This window comes from Pseudoduganella guangdongensis, from assembly GCF_009857475.1.
In the GTDB taxonomy this organism is placed as follows: domain Bacteria; phylum Pseudomonadota; class Gammaproteobacteria; order Burkholderiales; family Burkholderiaceae_D; genus Rugamonas; species Rugamonas guangdongensis.
In genome coordinates this window covers 218,442-234,675 of record NZ_WWCJ01000011.1, presented here as the reverse complement: position 1 = coordinate 234,675, position 16,234 = coordinate 218,442, and the positions used below count along the sequence as shown (strand labels likewise).

Below are 16,234 nucleotides of genomic sequence, written 5' to 3'. Positions count from 1 at the left end.
GCCGGCATCCCCGGCACCAGGCTTCCCGCGCCGCCGGCCGCCGCCGCGCCCGTCCCGGCGGGCGCCTGGCTCCGCTGCGCATCGAGCTGGGCGCGCTCGCTGGGCGTGGTGAACAGCCGCCCCATGCTGATAAAACTCTGCGCGCCGGCCTGCGCCGCCAGCAGCAGAAGCAAAGCCGGCAGAAGAACCTTCATGGCGCCGCCCCCCGCCCGGCCGCAGCGGCGGTGGGCGTCAGCGTCAGCCAGTTCAGGGTGCAATCGGCGCTCAGCCCCGGCGCCTTGGCAGTGCGCCGGATGCTGCAATCCTGTACCGCAAACATGCCGGCCACCCGCAAGTCGGCAAGAAAATTCAGCAAATCCAGCTCATGCAGCAGATCCATATGCAGCACCATACGGCTGCCCAGCAACGCGTAGTCCCCGGTCGGCAGCGCAGTCTCCAGCCGGTACGGTTGCTGCACCTCGATCTCATACGACAAAGGCAGCAAGCGCCGCTGCTCCTGGATCTGGCGGATCGCTTCCACCCAATCCAGGCGCCGTTCCGGTCCCACCAAACCCCGGCGCCGCAGTTCCATAAACTGCGGCTGGTACAAGCGGATCTCCTCCTTCTCCGCCTCCGCATGCGCCAGCCGCGCGCGCGCCGCGTCACGCTCCAGCAACTGCGCCGCCTCCGCAATGCGCGCCATCCGCAGCTGCCACAGCGTCACCGACACCGCCGCCAGCGAAACCACCAGCGTCGCCAGGAACACCAGCACCGCATTGCGCAGCAAAGCGAATTCGCGCAGCAGGATCATGGCGACCACCTCACATTCAGGGTGAACTTGGCGCGCTCCCCAAGGCCATCAGGCGTCCCTGCCTTGCCAGCCAGGCGCACATTCGGCCGCACATCGAATGGCAGTTGCTCGACTTCGACCTGCATGCCCGGCGTGCGCGCCAGCTCCTGCGCAAAGCGGTTCATGCTAAGCAGCACGCTGCGATAGTCATCCTGCTCCACCAGCACCTCCGCCTGCAAGCGCAGCTGCTGCGGCGGCGCCTTGGGAATTCCGATCAGCATGGACGATGGCGGCGCCACAAGCGCCGGATTGCCCGCCGCGCCCGCCACACCGGACATGGCGGTGCCGGCAACCACCGGCACCGCGCCCGGCGCATTGGCGCGCCAATCGAGCTGGGTCAGGCGGATCTGCGGCGAGCGCTCCAGCGCCTCGCTCAGGTGCGCCATCATCGCCTGCGGCCACGGCCCCTGGCGCGCCACCATCTGGGCGATATGCACGGCCGCCTTCATATTCGCCGTCCTGTCGACTGCGGGCGGCATGCTCGACATGCTGGCCTGGTAGCCTCGGGTATAGCCGTGCACCTCCTGTTTCAGCTCGCCAGTGTGGCGGTGCGCCAGCACATGGCCCACCACGTTCGCCGTGCTCCACACCGCGCAGCATGCCGCCAGCACCGCGCTGGACGCATACAGTGCGCGGCGCGTGCGCCACAAACTGTAAAAGCGCTGGCGGCCGGGCAGGGGATAATGGCTGTCGGGCGCGCTACGCGCCATCAGGGCCAGGAGCACCTCATCGGCGCTGTCCATCGCAGTCAGGCGCAAGCGGGCGGCGGCTTCCTGCAGCGGCACCACGCGCCAGTCCAGCAAGCGCGCCGGGTGGGCGGCAGTTGGCGCGGGCCGTGTGGCAATCCGCGCCAGCGGCAGCAAGGCCTGCACCTGCAGCACCGCTTCGCGCTGCAGCATGTGACCGCTGGCCAGGAACTGACGTGTGCGCTCGGCTTCCTGCTCCGCGCTGGCGCCGGCCTGCGCCAGGCGCGTAAAACGCGGCTGGCCGCACTGGAAATAGGTCTGCCGGATGCCGGATGCATGCTCCGTCACCAGCAGCAGGTGCGGCACCTTGCGGTCGTCGTCGGTCAGCAGGCCGGCACTGAGCAAAGCCGGCGAATAGAGCGCCGCCAGCGGCACCTGCTGCTGCTCCAGCACGTCCAGCCAGGGTTGCAGGATGGCCGGATTGGTGAGCGCGGCAAACAGCACGATATCGTCGCGCCGGCCTTCCTCGTCGCGCTCCTGCACGAAGGCGCTGCGGAACGGGGTCTCGCGCCAGGCCTGCGCCAGGCGCCGCTGCCGCATGGCCATGCCCGCCCGCCCCGGCACGTGGGGCAGCAGGTGGCGCTGGAAATCCTCCTCCACCAGGTCGACCAGCAAGAGGGCGGGCGTATCCTGGCAACCCTCGAGCCATGCCGCAAAGCCCTGCAAGCCCGCCGCGTCGGGCGCGAAGCAGGGGCCGGCGGCGAGTGGGCCGCGTTCGCGCGTCCAGCAGCACATTCTGTCGCCCGTCAGGTGGAGTATGAGTTTGCGCGTCATGGCTAGATCCTGATGGCGCTGATCGTGTCGTAAATCGGGCCCAGCACGGACAGCATGATCCACCCCAGCAGCAAGCCCAGGATCACCGTCATGGCCGGTTCGATCATGGCCTGCATGCGCTCGATGCGTTCGCGCACCTCGCGGTTGTAGAAGTAGGCCACATTGCGCAGCGTGGCATCGAGCGCGCCGGTGGATTCGCCCACGCGCAGCATGCGCACCACCAGCGGCGGGAACAGGCCCACCTGCTTGAATGCCGCCGCGATCGGCTGACCTTCTGAAATCAGCTCGCGCGCGCGGCGCATGGCCAGCGCCACGACCCGGTTGCCGGCGATGCCCTCGGACAGGCGGATGCAGTCCAGCACCGGGATGCCGGCCGAGTACATCAGCGCAAAATAGGTGGCAAAGCGCGCCATGACCAGTTTTTCCAGCACGGGAAAGAGGCGCAGCTTGAGCCGGTCAAAGGCAAAGGCGCTGCGTTCGCTGCGCCGCAGCTGCCAGCGCGCCGCCTGCCACAGGATGAACGGCGCCGCCAGCAGCAGGAACCAGTAGCGGATGAAGATGTCGGAAACGGCGATCAGCGCGCGCGTGTGCAGCGGCAGCTCCTGGCCCATATTGCGGATAAAGGTGGTCAGCTGCGGCACCAGGTAGATCATCAGGAAGAACACCACGCCGCTCACGATCAGCAGTACGAAAGCCGGGTAGGTGACGGCCTTGCGCGCCTGCGCGGCCAGTTCGTCCTGCCATTTCAGGCTCTCCGCCAGATCGTGGAAGATCTCGTTGATTTTGCCGCTTTGCTCCCCGGCGCGCACCAGGCTGGTGAAGCTCACGTCGAACACTTCGGGATAAAAGGCCAGTGCGCCCGAGAGCTGCAGGCCGCCCTCGATCTTCTCCACCAGGTCGGTGATGATCTCGCGCAGGCGCAGGCTGTCGGTGCTGTCGCGCAGGTCGCGCAGGCCGTCCAGAATGGGCACGCCCGCGCTGCTCATCTGCTCCAGGTGGAAGCAGAAGTTGATCAGGTCGCGCCGCGTCACGGCACGGCCGCTGATGCGCAACTGGCGCACGCGGGTTTCGCGGCAATCGACCAGGTCGAGCGCCATGCGCTGCAGGCGCAGTTCCAGGTCGGGCACGTTGAGCGCGTCCATATTGCCGGGTACGATGCTGCCGCTGGCGTCCATGGCGCGGTAGATGAATTGCGGCATATCAGGCCAGCCTTTCGGTCAGGTCCACCACGCGCGACACCTCGTCCAGCGTGGTTGCGCCCTCCAGCACGCGGCGCGTCCCGTCATCGACCAGGGAGCGGAAGCCGGCGGCGCGCGCGGCGTTGCGCAGCTCGCGCGCCGGGGCGCGGCGCGCCACCAGTTCGTCGAATTCGGCGTTCATGCGCAGCAGCTCCATGATCGCCATGCGCCCCTTGTAGCCCTGGTGGGCGCAGCGGTCGCAGGCGCCGGCGCGGTAGATCGTGACAACCGGGCCGTCCGGCGGCAGGCCAAGCAGGCGCCGCTCCAGCTCGTCGGCCTGCACCGGCTGGCGGCAGTGCGGGCATAGCTTGCGCACCAGGCGCTGGGCCATGATGCCGATGATGTTGCCGGCCAGGACATCGGCCACCACGCCCAGGTCCAGCAGGCGCGGGATGGCGCCGACGGCGGAGTTGGTGTGCAGGGTGGAATAGACCTGGTGCCCGGTCATGGCGGCGGCCAGCGCCATGTCGGCTGTTTCCTTGTCGCGAATCTCGCCCACTAGGATCACGTCCGGGTCCTGCCGCATCATCGAGCGGATGCCCTCGGCGAAGCCCAGCTTGGCCGATTCGTTGACCGACGTCTGGCGGATCTGGTGCATCGGGTACTCCACCGGGTCTTCCATCGTCATGATGTTGATGCTCTCGGTGTTGATGTGGTTGAGGATGGAGTACAAGGTGGTGGTCTTGCCGCTGCCGGTGGGGCCGGTGACGAGGATCAGGCCATCCGGCCGGGCGATCATCAGCTTGAGCATGTCGAGCTCCTGCTCGGCCAGGCCCAGACGCCCCAGCGGCACGATGCCTTTCAGGCGGTCCAGCACCCGCAGCACGATATTCTCGCCATGCGTGGTGGGCTGGGAGCTGGCGCGGAAGTCGATCTGGCGGCCGGAGAACTGGATCGAGATGCGCCCATCCTGCGGCGCGCGCGTTTCGGCGATGTTCATCTGGCTGATGACTTTCAGGCGCACCGCCATGGCCGGCCAGTAGGAGCGGTGCAGGCTGCGGATCTGGCGCAGGATGCCGTCGATGCGGTAGCGGATGCGCAGGAAGCTGTGCTCCGGCTCGAAGTGGATGTCGGAGGCGCCGTTCTGCACCGCGTCCGCCAGCAGCGCGTCGATCAGGCGCACCATGGGCTGGCTGTATTCGTCGCTCATCGCGTCGAAAGCGACTTCGCCGGTTTCGATTTCGTGCAGGATGCCGTCGATCGACAGTTCAAAGCCGTAGTAGTGGTCGATGGCGTGCGCGATATCGGAATCATTCACCAGCAGCGGCACCAGGGTAATGCCCTTGACCAGCATGGCGCTCACCTGGTCCAGCGCGACGATGTTGGTGATGTCGGACATGGCCAGCACCAGCCGGTCGGTGTCGCGCTCGTAGACGATGGGGAAGACGCGGTAGCGTTTGGCCACGTCCTTCGGGATCAGCTTGAGGGCGACGGCATCGACCACCAGGCTTTTCAGGTCGGCCGAGCGGGTGTTGAGGTTTTCGCTCAGGGCCTCGCGCATGGTGGCTTCGGTGACGAAGCCGAGCGAGATCAGCAACTGGCCCAGCGGGGCGTTGCTGCGTTTTTGCTCGGTCAGCGCGATCCGGAGCTGGTCTTGGCTGATAACGCCTTTCTGGATCAGCAGTTTGCCGAGCGGGATTTTCTGCGTGTCGGCCATTGTGCTTTATTGGGGCGGCGTTTCCAGGGCTTGTAGTCGCTTGCGTACCGTTTCCACGTTGAAGGCGGGCGGGCTGCCTTGCGCCAGTTCCAGCGCGCGCCGGTAATAGGTTTGCGCCAGGCGCGGCTGGTTCATGCGGTCCAGTCCCACTCCCAGGTTGTACGCGTAGTCGGCGTTGTCTGGCATGGCGCTGTAGGCGCGGAAGTAGCTTTGCTGGGCTTCCGGCCAGCGACCCTGGCGCGCATACAGGTTGCCCAGGGCGAATTGCACCGGGCCGGAGTCGGGGTGTTTGCGGGCGACGCCTTTGAGCTTGACTTCATTCGCTTCCAGGTCGCCGCCGCGCAGTTCGGACAGGCCGGCCAGTGCGTCCGGGTCGTTGGGGTCGAGCTCCAGCATGCGCAGGTAGTTGCCGGAGGCCTGCCGCCCGTCGCCTTCACGCAGGGCGAGAGCGGCGGCGCCGAGCAGGGCGTCGCGGTTATTCGGGTCTTGCAGCAGGGCTAGGTCGTATTGCTGGCGCGCGGCGGTGAGGTCGCCGGATTTGAGGGCGTTGTAGCCGTTTTGTATGGCGGGAGAGATGCCGTCTGGCGTAGCGCCGCGCACAAAACGCACGTCGCCATTCTCGCCGACCGCCGTCGGCAGGGACCGCGCGCCGCTATTGGCCGCCTTTGCCGTTGCGCTGCCCGTGGCGCCGGCCGGCCTGCGCGCCTGCCCTGGTGCGCGTTCCGCGGCCGAAGTCCTGCTGCGCATCTCCGTGCCGCCAGCTTGCCGGTTCGCGCTCCGCGCCGGCGTTTCCGCCGTGTTGGATGGGAGTGGCCGGGCAGGGGGAGCGTCGGGGACGCTGCCCACTCCAGCGGTTCCACTGGCAGCACCCGCGACATCATGGCGCACCTGGCGCGCCGCCCTTTCAGCTGCATCGCGCATCGCCTCGGCGCGGATGGCGGGATCGGTGATGGCGGCCAATTGTTCCGGCGTGGGCACGGTGACGTCAACGTTCGGGCGGGTCGCCGGCGCGGCGGCTGCCAAATCCGACGTGCTGCCGATTCCCGGACGCGCGGTCGCGCCGGGCACGAAATCGGGCGCGCCAACGGCGGCAGCCGGCCCCACCGCGCCAGCCACGCCAGCCGCCCCCGGCGCGCCGCCGCTATACGCCGCCTCGCCGCTGCCCGGCCCTGGCGCCGTCGCATAAGGCGCCACCGGTATCCCCGCCGCCGCCGGCAAGCCGTCCGCGACCACCGGCGCTGCGCCGGGCGCCGGCATAGGCACCATCGGCAACCGTGCTCCCGGTCCCGGACCGGACACGGCGCGCCAATACACCAACCCGAACACCAGCAGCAGGCCAAGCAAGGCCGCCACCAGCATTGTCAGCCGCCGCTGCGAAGACGCAACAGCACGCGCTGGCGCCGCCGCGCGCATCCCAGCCCGGACCGCGCTTTCGGTCGCGCGCGGAGATGGCGTGCCGGTAAGGGGCGGGCTGCGGCCCTCGTCATCCCGCCAGTCAGGCGCGGCACTGCTGCCGGAGGAAGACGGAACCGGGTCGGGAGCTGGCGCCCGGGGGCGCTGGGTTTCATGCCGCGCCTGCGGCGGCACCGGATCATGCACCGCCTCTTGGGCCGGAATCACCGGCGGCTCCGCATCGAGCGGTTCCAGGCGCCACGCGTCGGCCATTAGCGAGAAGGCCGGTCCGCCATCCTGGGGCGGCGGCGCAGGCTCGGCGGGCTCAGGCTCCTGCCCGTTCTGCACCCGGGCACGCTCCGCCTTGCGTAAGGCCTGCATGAGCAAGCTCATAGGCCCTCCGCCGGCCTGTTGGGCATGAGGTGGCGGTAGTCGCGGAAGTCGCCAGCGATGCTGGCATCCTTCACCACCACAGGCCGCAGGAAGATAACCAGCTCCGTTTTGCTCGCGGTTTCATTGCGGTACGAGAACAGGTTGCCCACGACCGGCAATGAGCTAACCCAGGGAATACCATCCTTGGCGTTGTCCACCGAATCCTGCATCAAGCCACCCATCACCGCGACCTGGCCGCTCTGCACCTTCAGCACCGACTCCATCTCGCGCGCCTGGATCACCGGCACGCGGCTGATGACGCCTTGCTTGTGCAGTTCCGGGTTGGGGTCCTCCACCGAGTCCACAATGCGCGTGATGGTGGGGCGCACGTTCAGGGTCACTTCATCATCCGCGGAAATCTGCGGCGTTACGCTCATGACAAAGCCCACCGGCACGGTTTCGACTTTGGATTCGTAGGTGGCCGGCGTGGCAATCGTGCCATTGGAGGTGAGCACCGCAGGCGTCACTTTGAGCGTGAAGAAGATGTTGTTGTCCACCACCTTCAGCAAAGCCGTCTGGTTATTCAGGACGCTGATCCTTGGGCTGCTCAACACCTTGACCTTGCCGAACGACTCCAGCAGCGAGATGGTCGCGCTGATATTGCCAAAGCGCGTGACCGGGTTGGAGTAGTCGAAGATAAAGAAGCCCGGCGAAGTGCCCGGCAGGATGCCCGACGGTAGCGGCGCCGTGCCGACCCGGCCCTGGCCCAGCTTTCCGTGCCCATTGATGCGCGACCAGTTGATCCCCTGCTGATACTGGTCGCTGAGCTTGACCTCGATAATGGTCGCCTCGATCAGCACCTGCCGCTTGGCGGCGGACAGCATAAGGTCCAGGAACTCCTGCACCTTTTCATGTTGCCGGCTGGTGGCGCGCACCGACAGCAGCCCGCCCTCCGGATTGGCGATGACCGAGGCGGCACCGCGTACCTGGCCCGCCGCGCCAGGCCCAAAGGCGGTTGCCCCCGCTGCTGTTCGCGCCTGTGCTGCCGTAGCCTGCGCGCCGGGATAGCCGCCCTCCGGCCCGCCCGCGCCCTGCGACTGCGCCTGCTGCAGCAGGGCGCTCGCCTGCTCCCGCATCTGTGCCAGCGGATCGCTCAGCGAGTCGCCCAGCGTAGTGGGGCGCAGCATGTCGCGCACATTCTTTTCCAGGCTGAACCAGAAATTGTTGTCCGAGCGGTTGGTGACGGAAGTCGTTGAGTTGTTGTTGCCCCCGCCCAGCGCCATGCCGGCGGACGGCACCGGATTGGACGCCGTCCCGCCTACCGCCGAGCCGCCGGTGGTCGAGATCTGGGTGGCGATATTCACGCTGCTATTGGTGCTGCGCGCGATGTTCACGTAGTCCACGCGGTAGTGGTGCCAGTAAGGCTGGTCTGGCAGCACCACCAGGTTCTTGCCCTGCAGCTCATAACGCATATCAACTTGCTTGCCGATACGGGCCAACAGTTGCGGCAAAGTCTGGTCTAGCGCGTTCAAGGTCACCATGCCCTCGATAGCCGGATGCACATCCACATTCAGGCCCGCATCGCGCGCCAGCGCAAACAGCACCGACTGCACCGGTACCCGGTGCACCGAGACGCTATACGTTTCCTGCCGCTGCGCAGGACGCGGCGAAGGCAAAGGCGCACTGTGCTGCACCGGCTCCGGAATGGCGCCGGCCACGGGCGCCGGCTCGCCCACATGGGCGGGGGAGACGGGCAGCTGCGGTGCCGCACAAGCCCCAAGCAAGACGCATAACAGCGAAGCCGTAAGGTTCTTCATGTTGATCGCCGCCGGAAACAAGTTGCCAGGAATCTATCGAAAACGATCATACTGCGATTGCCCGGGACAACCGCGCACGAATAGCGGCTGTCCTCAATCGCCTGGCGCACGTGGGTGGAGTTGACGTAAGGCAAGTCATCCACGAAAGCGGCCATCAACGCCTTATCCGCCAGCACGTTGATCCGCCGCACAATGCCTTGCGAACCGCGCGCGATCAGGCGCACCGCGCCCTGGCTGAACAGTTCTGGACCACGATAGCCCGCAGCGCGCAAACGGTGCGACAGGAAGAAGGGGATCTGGTCGCGCGGCATGGGGGGGACGTCAAAGCTGTGGGTGATGCGCTCCCGCAGTTGCCGCATGCGCGGCAGCGACAGGTGCTCATCCAGCTCCGGCTGGCCGAACAGCACGATCTGCAGCAGTTTGCTGCTGGCCGTTTCCAGGTTGGTCAGCAGGCGGATCTCCTCCAGCGTCTCCAGCGGCATGGCCTGCGCTTCCTCCACCAGCAAGACCACCCGCCGGCCGGCCGCGTGGCGCGCGATCAGCTCTGCCTGCAGCGCGCGCACCACCTCATCCGAACGGCGGCCACCGGTTGCCAAACCCAGCTCAGCGGCGATGGCATGCAGGACTTCTTGCGGGCAGAGGGTAGGGTTGACGAGGTAGAGCACGTCCACCCCGTGCGGCAGGCGCGCCTCCAGCATGCGGCACAGCATGGTCTTGCCGCAGCCTACCTCGCCCGTCACCTTGACAATTCCCTCGCCATGGGTGACGGCGTAGAGCAGGGCGGACAGGATTTCCCCGCGCGCGTTGCCGCTGTAAAAGAAGGCCGGGTTCGGCGTGATGCCGAACGGTGCTTCGTGCAAGCCAAAGTGCTGCGTATACATGGGCGAGCTTCCGGTGGTGGAATTGGCCCTGCCATTTGACCACTTCCCGCAAGTTTTCGTCGCCCGTGTAGCATTCTGCTAACGCCTTTTGCTATACATGCACGATTCAGTCGCATACAATGCCCTCGACTATATGGATTCGGGGCATAGGGCATGACGAGGCCGGAAAAGGTTCGCTTAGGTGAGATCCTGGTGCAGCAAAAGCTGCTGTCGGAAGAACAGTTGGGCATGGCGCTGGCGGAGCAGAAACGCAGCGGCCGCAAGCTGGGGCGCGTGTTCGTGGAACACGGCTACGTCACCGAAGAGCAGATTTCCGGCGCCCTGGCGCGCCAGCTCAACATCCCTTACATCAACCTCAAGTTTTACCAGATTAATTCCGACCTGGTGCGGATGCTGCCGGAAACCCAGGCCCGCCGCTTCCGCGCGCTGGTGCTGGAAGACCGCAAAGGCACCATGCTGGTGGGCCTGTCCGACCCGACCGACCTGTTCGCGTACGACGAAATCACCCGCCTGCTGAAGCAGACCATCGAGCTGGCCGTGGTCAACGAGACCGAGGTGCTGGCTGCGATCGACCGCATCTACCGCCGCACCGAGGACATTACCGGCCTGGCGCGCGAGCTGGAACAGGAGCTGGGCGAAGGTTCGGTGGACTTTGGCGCGCTGGCCGCCGCCAGTCCAGGGCTGGAAGAAGCGCCGGTGGTCAAGCTGCTGCAATCGCTGTTCGACGACGCGGCCCAAGTGCGCGCCTCGGACATCCACATTGAACCGCAGGAAGGACGGCTGCAAATCCGCTTCCGCATCGATGGCGTGCTGCACTTGCAGACGGAAGCCGATATCAAGATCGCTCCGGCACTGGCGCTGCGCCTGAAGCTGATGTCCGACCTGGACATCTCGGAAAAGCGTCTGCCGCAAGACGGCCGCTTCGCGGTGCGCGTGAAGAATGCACGGATCGACGTTCGTATCTCCACCATGCCGACGCAGTACGGCGAATCCATCGTCATGCGACTGTTGAACCAGAGCGGCATGACCCTGCGCCTGGACGCCATCGGCATGCCGAAACCGCTGCTGGACAAGTTCCGCGCAATTGTGGCGCGCCCCAACGGCCTGGTGCTGGTGACCGGACCGACCGGTAGCGGCAAGACCACCACGTTGTACTGCGCGCTGGCCGAGCTGAACTCGATGGAGAAGAAGCTGATCACGGTCGAAGACCCGGTCGAGTACCGCCTGGCGGGCATCAACCAGGTGCAGGTCAATGAGAAGATCGAGCTGGATTTCGCGCGCGTGCTGCGTTCCGCCTTGCGTCAGGACCCGGATATTGTGCTGGTCGGCGAGATGCGCGACCAGGAAACCGCGCAAATCGGCCTGCGCGCCGCAATGACCGGCCACCTGGTCCTCTCCACCCTGCACACCAATGATGCCGCCAGCACTCCGCTGCGCCTGATGGATATGGGCGTGCCGCGCTACATGGTCGGCAGCTCGTTGCAGGCCGTGCTGGCGCAGCGCCTGGTGCGCGTGATCTGCGAATCCTGCACCACGCCGTACACGCTGACGCCGAGCGAGCATGAGTGGCTGACCCTTGAGCTGAAGGACAAGGTGGACATGGGCCGCTACTTCCACGGCAAGGGCTGCTCGCACTGCAACGGCCTGGGTTATCGTGGCCGGACCGGCGTGTACGAGCTGCTGGAAATGAGCCAGGCGGTGGTGGACGCCGCCAACGACGTGGACCCGGCCGTCTTCCTGAAAGCCGCCGCGCAGCAGATGGGCGGGCAAACCCTGCGCCGACACGCGGTGCAGCTCGTGATCCAGGGCCGCACCACGGTGGCGGAAGCTATGCGTATCAGCAACCAGTTCGAGGATTAACGTGCCTTATTTCGCATACAAGGGACGTAACGGACGCGGCGAATTGCTGGCTGGGGTGCTGGAAGGCGCCGACAGCGGGGCGGTGGCCGACCAGTTGTTTGCCACTGGGGTCACGCCGGTCGAAATCAAGGAAACCGCTGCGGGAAACGCCGGCAAGTCCGCCTGGCGGCTGCTGTGGGAAAGGCTGACCGAGAAGCAGGTCAATTCCATGGATGTGCAGTTATTCAGCCGACAGATGCACACCCTGTTGAAGTCCGGGGTGCCGATCATGCGTGGCCTGGGTGGCCTGCAGGAATCAGCCATCAGCAAGGCATTTGCGCGCGTGATCGCCGATCTGCGGGAGTCGCTTGATGCGGGCCGCGAGCTGTCGACTGCCATGCGGCGTCACCCTGTGGCATTCACGCCGTTCTACCTGTCCATGATACGGGTCGGGGAAATGACAGGCCGGCTGGACGAAGTGTTCCTGCGGTTGTTCGACCATCTCGAGTTTGAGCGCGACATGAAGGAGCGCGTCCGTGCGGCGCTTCGCTATCCCACGTTTGTGGTGCTGGCGATGCTTGCGGCCATTGTCGTGATTAATATGTGGGTGATTCCGGCGTTCGAAGGCGTGTTCCGCAATCTGAACGCCGAGTTGCCGCTTATGACGCGCATATTGCTGACGACGTCCAACCTGACAGTCAAGTACTGGCCGATACTGGCTGGAGCCTTGGTGGCGGGGGGGCTTATGTGGCGTTCCTGGATCGCCACCGAAGCGGGGCGTTACAAGTGGGATCGTTGGAAACTGCATCTGCCGATTGCGGGGAAAATCATCCACAAAGGCACGATGGCGCGTTTTGCGCGCAGTTTTGCGTTGTCGGCCCGTAGCGGGGTGCCAATCGTGCAGGCGCTGACTGTAGTCGCGCAAACGGTGGACAATGCCTATCTGGCCGCGCGTGTGGAGCAGATGCGGGATGGCGTGGAACGGGGTGAGAGCATCTTGCGCACGGCCATGGCTGCGAACGTGTTTACGCCTATCGTGCTGCAAATGATCGCGGTCGGCGAGGAAACAGGCTCGTTGGATGATTTGATGGATGAGATCGCCGCGATGTACGAACGCGAGGTGGACTACGAACTAAAGACCCTGTCGGCCCAGATCGAACCGATCCTGATCACCTTCCTCGGCATCATGGTGTTGATCCTGGCGTTGGGTGTCTTCCTGCCTATCTGGGATTTGGGTAAAGTTGCACTTAAGAGATGAGTAAGCTGCGCCGGTTTCGCCGCTTCGAGGCATTGGTGTGGTTGTTGGTCGGCTTGGTTTTGCTGGTGGTTTTCTTGAACAGGATCTCGTTCTACACTGAAAATGCAGAGGAGCGGGCGGTTGCCATTACGGTGTCACAATTGCGCGCTGCTGTTGAAATGCATCGCCTAAGACCGGCCACAACAGTTGCTTTGGAGGGTGCAAACCCGATGCGGCTGATGGCTGTCCGGCCTCCAAATTATGCTGGGGAGTTTGCGAATTTGGCAAGTGCCCCGGCTGAGCCCGGTACCTGGTTTTTTGATACCGAGTCGAAGCGGCTGGTATATGTGTTGCTTGGAGGAGAGAAATCTATGGATAAGCAACAGAAAATGCTCTATTTCAAGTTAGAATTGCGGCGCTTGCCCGAACACTCCGCCAGGCCGCCAGAGCCACCCGCGATCAACGCCGGTGTCGTCCTCAACCAGGTATATGACTAGCCAGAATGCCGGTCTGAATTGATTGTCGAACTTATTGGGAGAAGTGATGAAAAAGTTTTCTTACACCATGCCTCGTACTCAACAAGCGGGTTTTACGCTGATTGAACTGATCGTCGTGATCGTGATTCTCGGCATTCTCGCCGCCACCGCGCTGCCCCGTTTCATCGATGTCGGCACCGAGGCACGCACCGCCAGTGTGAATGCGGTTCGCGGCTCGCTGAACGCCGCGACTTCGCTGGTTCATAGCCGTTGGCTGATCGCGCCATCAAGCCCGGTCGCAATGGAAGGCTTGAACGTGGCGGTCGACTCTGCCGGCTTCCCAACAATTACTGGCACACAGATCGAAAGCATGGCCGGTATCAGCGCCACTGATTACAAGACGATTGTGGCAGGCACTGCCGGCCCAAACAATCCGACGCCGCCAGCAGGCTCGGTGGCTTTCGTCCCAGTGAGCGTAGCGAGTTCAACTAAAGGGGCAACCTGCTACGCGCTGTACACTGCTGCCGTCCTTACCACAACACCTGTCACGCCACCGGTGGTCACCACGGTAACGACGGGCTGCTAAACCCGCTCCCACAGCCAAGGAGCAATGACAACCAGCAAAGCACGGCGTGAGCGTGGTTTCACAATGGTCGAATTGATCATTGTGCTGGTTGTCGTTGGCATCCTCTCGGCCATCGCCTTTAACCGCTTCTTTTCGCGTACCGGCTTCGATGCGGCCGGCTTCGCAGCCCAGGTCAAGGCTACCCTACGCTTTGGCCAGCGCCTTGCCATCGCCCAAAATCGGCCGATTTACGTTTATCTCGATGCTACAAGTGTCGCCTTGTGTTATGCCGCGACATGCAGTTCGACGAATCGCGTCAAGGACCCGGGGGGCGGCAATAGCTTCAACGGTACCGGCCAGTGCAGCACCGACCGGAGCTGGGCTTGCGTTGCGCCCCCAGCCAACGTGACGCTGGTGTTGTCGCCTGCGAGTGCGGCCCACAACCATTTCTATTTCGATGCCGCCGGAAAGCCGCAGTTGAACACCGGTGCGGAGTTCAGTTCGCTGAACCTTTTGGTACGCGCAGGCGACGACCAGCAGCCCATCCGGGTGCAATGGGAAACGGGCTATGTTTACTAGCCGCTATCGTCAATCCGGGCTGACGTTTGTTGAGCTGATCCTGTTTATCCTGATCGTCGGCATCGCGGTCGCAGCTATCCTGCGCACGCTGGCCAATACGAACAACGCGAGTGCCGACCCGCTGCGACGGAAGCAGGCCCTGCTCATCGCGGAAGCTTTGCTGGAGGAGGTCCAGCTGGCTGCCTTTACCTTCTGCGATCCGGTCGATGTGACTGAAAATCCGGCTGCGCCTGCCAATTGCGCTACTCCGGAAGGCGTGGGACAGGAGCCGGGCAATGCGCGCCCCTTCGATAACATCAATGACTACGTCCCCAGCCTGGGCGTAGCCCACGCCGCATTCAATAACGCTGCTGGCAAACTGGTTGACGCGGCGGGGAATGAGTTGGGCCTGAGCGGCTACTCGGCGACGCTTACGGTGCGCGCCGAATCGTTGAATGGCATAACCTCCACGGCCGCCGTGGCGACACAGGAAGTGTTGCGCTTGACCGTGCGGGTCACCCATGGCGCCCAAGCGGGCGATTTCATCGAACTGGATGCTTATCGCACCCGATACGCTCCGCAGGTGGCGCAATGAGACGCGAGGACGGTTTCACGCTGATCGAAATGATCGTTGTGATGGTGCTGGTCGGAGTCCTGGTAGGTATCGTGGCGGTTTTCATGCGAGCGCCGGTGCAAGCCTACGTCGACAGCGCGGCGCGCGCTGATTTAAGCGATGCCGCCGACCTGGCGGTGCGGCGTGTAGCGCGCGAGGTGCGCCGGGCCTTGCCCAACAGCGTCCGGGTCAACCCCGCAGGCACTTCGGTGGAGTTCTTTCCCACCAAGTCGGGCGGCCGCTACCTCGCCGAGGAAGATAACGAGGGGGCCGGCTACCTGGACTTTGCCGATAGCGCGAAGCGCAGCTTTACCGTGGTTGGCCAGATGCCATCGCCAGCCATTGTTGCAGGCACCGATTCGATTGTGGTCTATAACCTTGGCCCGGGCATCGACCGTGCGGACGCGTATGCCGGCGACAATATCGCCTTGGTGAGTGCGGTGGCGGGCAATACGGTCACCCTGGCGAGCAATCCGTTTGCCAGCGCGGGCGGGTCGGGGACTGTCTTGAGTTCGCCGGCGCGCCGCTTCCAGGTGGTGACCGGTCCGGTGAGTTTTGTGTGCGACCTTGCAAACCGCCAGCTGCTGCGGCAATGGAACTACGTGGCGCCCTCGGCTTCACCAAGTACGGCCGTCCTGGCGACGAATGTCACGGCCTGCCGCTTCACATATGAGGCTAATATTGCCAATACTCGCTCGGGCTTGCTGGGTATTAACCTTACGCTGGCACGAGCCGATGCTCCGATGGAAACGGTGCAGTTGTTTCATCAGATTCACGTGGATAATCCGATATGACCCTTTTGCGCACACAGTTCCGCCAGCGCGGGGTGAGCCTGGTGGCGGCCATTTTCCTGGTTGTGGTCCTGGCGTTCCTGGCGGTAGCCATCGTCACGGTAACGTCAACCCAGCAAGCGGCCTTTGGACTGGATGTGCAAGGCACCCGAGCCTATCTGGCGGCACGTTCCGGCGTTGAATGGGGCATGCACCGACAGTTGCGTAGCGGCGCCTTATGCCCGGCGGCCAGCGGGGCTTTGTCAACCACCAGTTTTGCCATGCCTGCCAGCACTACGCTGAGCCCTTACACGGTTAGCGTGACCTGTACCACGACGCTGCTGAATACAATCAAGCGCTACCGCATGCGTGTGGTCGCGTGCAACCAGCCGGCGGCAGGCGCCTGCCCGAATCCGAGCAACAACCTGGATTATGTGCAGCGGGTTATCCAGGTCGATTTTGGAGACTGA

The 16,234-nt window shown here is 64.5% G+C and carries 16 protein-coding genes; 8 read left to right on the top strand and 8 right to left on the bottom strand.

Annotated elements, in window-relative coordinates:
• From GTP41_RS17205 to GTP41_RS17170, 8 genes are all read right to left on the bottom strand, one after another.
• Positions 1 to 194: hypothetical protein (locus GTP41_RS17205; protein WP_202419768.1), on the bottom strand; the 194-nt coding region annotated here is incomplete at its 3' end.
• On the bottom strand, positions 191 to 790 hold the full coding sequence (locus tag GTP41_RS17200; RefSeq protein WP_161026796.1) for a hypothetical protein: 600 nt from the start codon (positions 788 to 790) through the stop codon (positions 191 to 193). The genes GTP41_RS17200 and GTP41_RS17205, both read right to left, overlap by 4 nt.
• Complete coding sequence (locus tag GTP41_RS17195) at positions 787 to 2,349, bottom strand: hypothetical protein (RefSeq protein WP_161026795.1); 1,563 nt, start codon at positions 2,347 to 2,349, stop codon at positions 787 to 789. Before GTP41_RS17195 ends, GTP41_RS17200 begins: the two co-directional genes overlap by 4 nt.
• Before the next feature lie 2 nt (positions 2,350 to 2,351).
• Entirely contained in the window at positions 2,352 to 3,548 is a 1,197-nt protein-coding gene (locus GTP41_RS17190) for a type II secretion system F family protein (RefSeq protein WP_161026794.1), read from the bottom strand.
• A 1-nt stretch (position 3,549) separates the two neighbouring features.
• The gene (locus GTP41_RS17185; RefSeq protein WP_161026793.1) at positions 3,550 to 5,244 is read right to left on the bottom strand and encodes a GspE/PulE family protein; all 1,695 of its coding nucleotides are present in this window, start codon (positions 5,242 to 5,244) and stop codon (positions 3,550 to 3,552) included.
• 6 nt (positions 5,245 to 5,250) lie between these two features.
• Positions 5,251 to 7,029, bottom strand: a complete 1,779-nt coding sequence (locus tag GTP41_RS17180) for a tetratricopeptide repeat protein (protein ID WP_161026792.1) — start codon at positions 7,027 to 7,029, stop codon at positions 5,251 to 5,253.
• Entirely contained in the window at positions 7,026 to 8,825 is a 1,800-nt protein-coding gene (gene mshL / locus GTP41_RS17175) for a pilus (MSHA type) biogenesis protein MshL (protein ID WP_161026791.1), read from the bottom strand. Before mshL ends, GTP41_RS17180 begins: the two co-directional genes overlap by 4 nt.
• Positions 8,822 to 9,706 (bottom strand): ExeA family protein, encoded by an 885-nt coding sequence (locus GTP41_RS17170; protein WP_161026790.1) that lies wholly within the window; start codon positions 9,704 to 9,706, stop codon positions 8,822 to 8,824. Before GTP41_RS17170 ends, mshL begins: the two co-directional genes overlap by 4 nt.
• A 153-nt stretch (positions 9,707 to 9,859) precedes the next feature.
• Between GTP41_RS17170 and GTP41_RS17165 the strand changes: the two genes are divergently transcribed.
• The 8 genes from GTP41_RS17165 to GTP41_RS17130 are packed head-to-tail and all read left to right on the top strand — an operon-like array spanning position 9,860 to position 16,234.
• Positions 9,860 to 11,566, top strand: a complete 1,707-nt coding sequence (locus GTP41_RS17165) for a GspE/PulE family protein (protein ID WP_161026789.1) — start codon at positions 9,860 to 9,862, stop codon at positions 11,564 to 11,566.
• A 1-nt stretch (position 11,567) separates the two neighbouring features.
• Positions 11,568 to 12,803 carry a type II secretion system F family protein gene (locus tag GTP41_RS17160; protein WP_161026788.1) on the top strand — a complete coding sequence of 412 codons (1,236 nt, stop codon included), beginning with the start codon at positions 11,568 to 11,570 and terminating at the stop codon, positions 12,801 to 12,803.
• The gene (locus tag GTP41_RS17155) at positions 12,800 to 13,279 is read left to right on the top strand and encodes a hypothetical protein (protein WP_161026787.1); all 480 of its coding nucleotides are present in this window, start codon (positions 12,800 to 12,802) and stop codon (positions 13,277 to 13,279) included. Before GTP41_RS17160 ends, GTP41_RS17155 begins: the two co-directional genes overlap by 4 nt.
• A 46-nt stretch (positions 13,280 to 13,325) precedes the next feature.
• Positions 13,326 to 13,844, top strand: a complete 519-nt coding sequence (locus GTP41_RS27820) for a type II secretion system protein (RefSeq protein ID WP_308700860.1) — start codon at positions 13,326 to 13,328, stop codon at positions 13,842 to 13,844.
• A gap of 24 nt (positions 13,845 to 13,868) precedes the next feature.
• Positions 13,869 to 14,402 carry a prepilin-type N-terminal cleavage/methylation domain-containing protein gene (locus GTP41_RS17145; protein WP_161026786.1) on the top strand — a complete coding sequence of 178 codons (534 nt, stop codon included), beginning with the start codon at positions 13,869 to 13,871 and terminating at the stop codon, positions 14,400 to 14,402.
• Positions 14,392 to 14,976, top strand: coding sequence for a type II secretion system protein (locus GTP41_RS17140; protein WP_161026785.1), 585 nt, complete (start codon positions 14,392 to 14,394; stop codon positions 14,974 to 14,976). Before GTP41_RS17145 ends, GTP41_RS17140 begins: the two co-directional genes overlap by 11 nt.
• Positions 14,973 to 15,788: a prepilin-type N-terminal cleavage/methylation domain-containing protein gene (locus GTP41_RS17135; RefSeq protein WP_161026784.1), complete on the top strand. Its 816-nt coding sequence runs from the start codon at positions 14,973 to 14,975 to the stop codon at positions 15,786 to 15,788. Before GTP41_RS17140 ends, GTP41_RS17135 begins: the two co-directional genes overlap by 4 nt.
• Positions 15,785 to 16,234, top strand: coding sequence for an agglutinin biogenesis protein MshP (locus GTP41_RS17130; protein WP_161026783.1), 450 nt, complete (start codon positions 15,785 to 15,787; stop codon positions 16,232 to 16,234). Before GTP41_RS17135 ends, GTP41_RS17130 begins: the two co-directional genes overlap by 4 nt.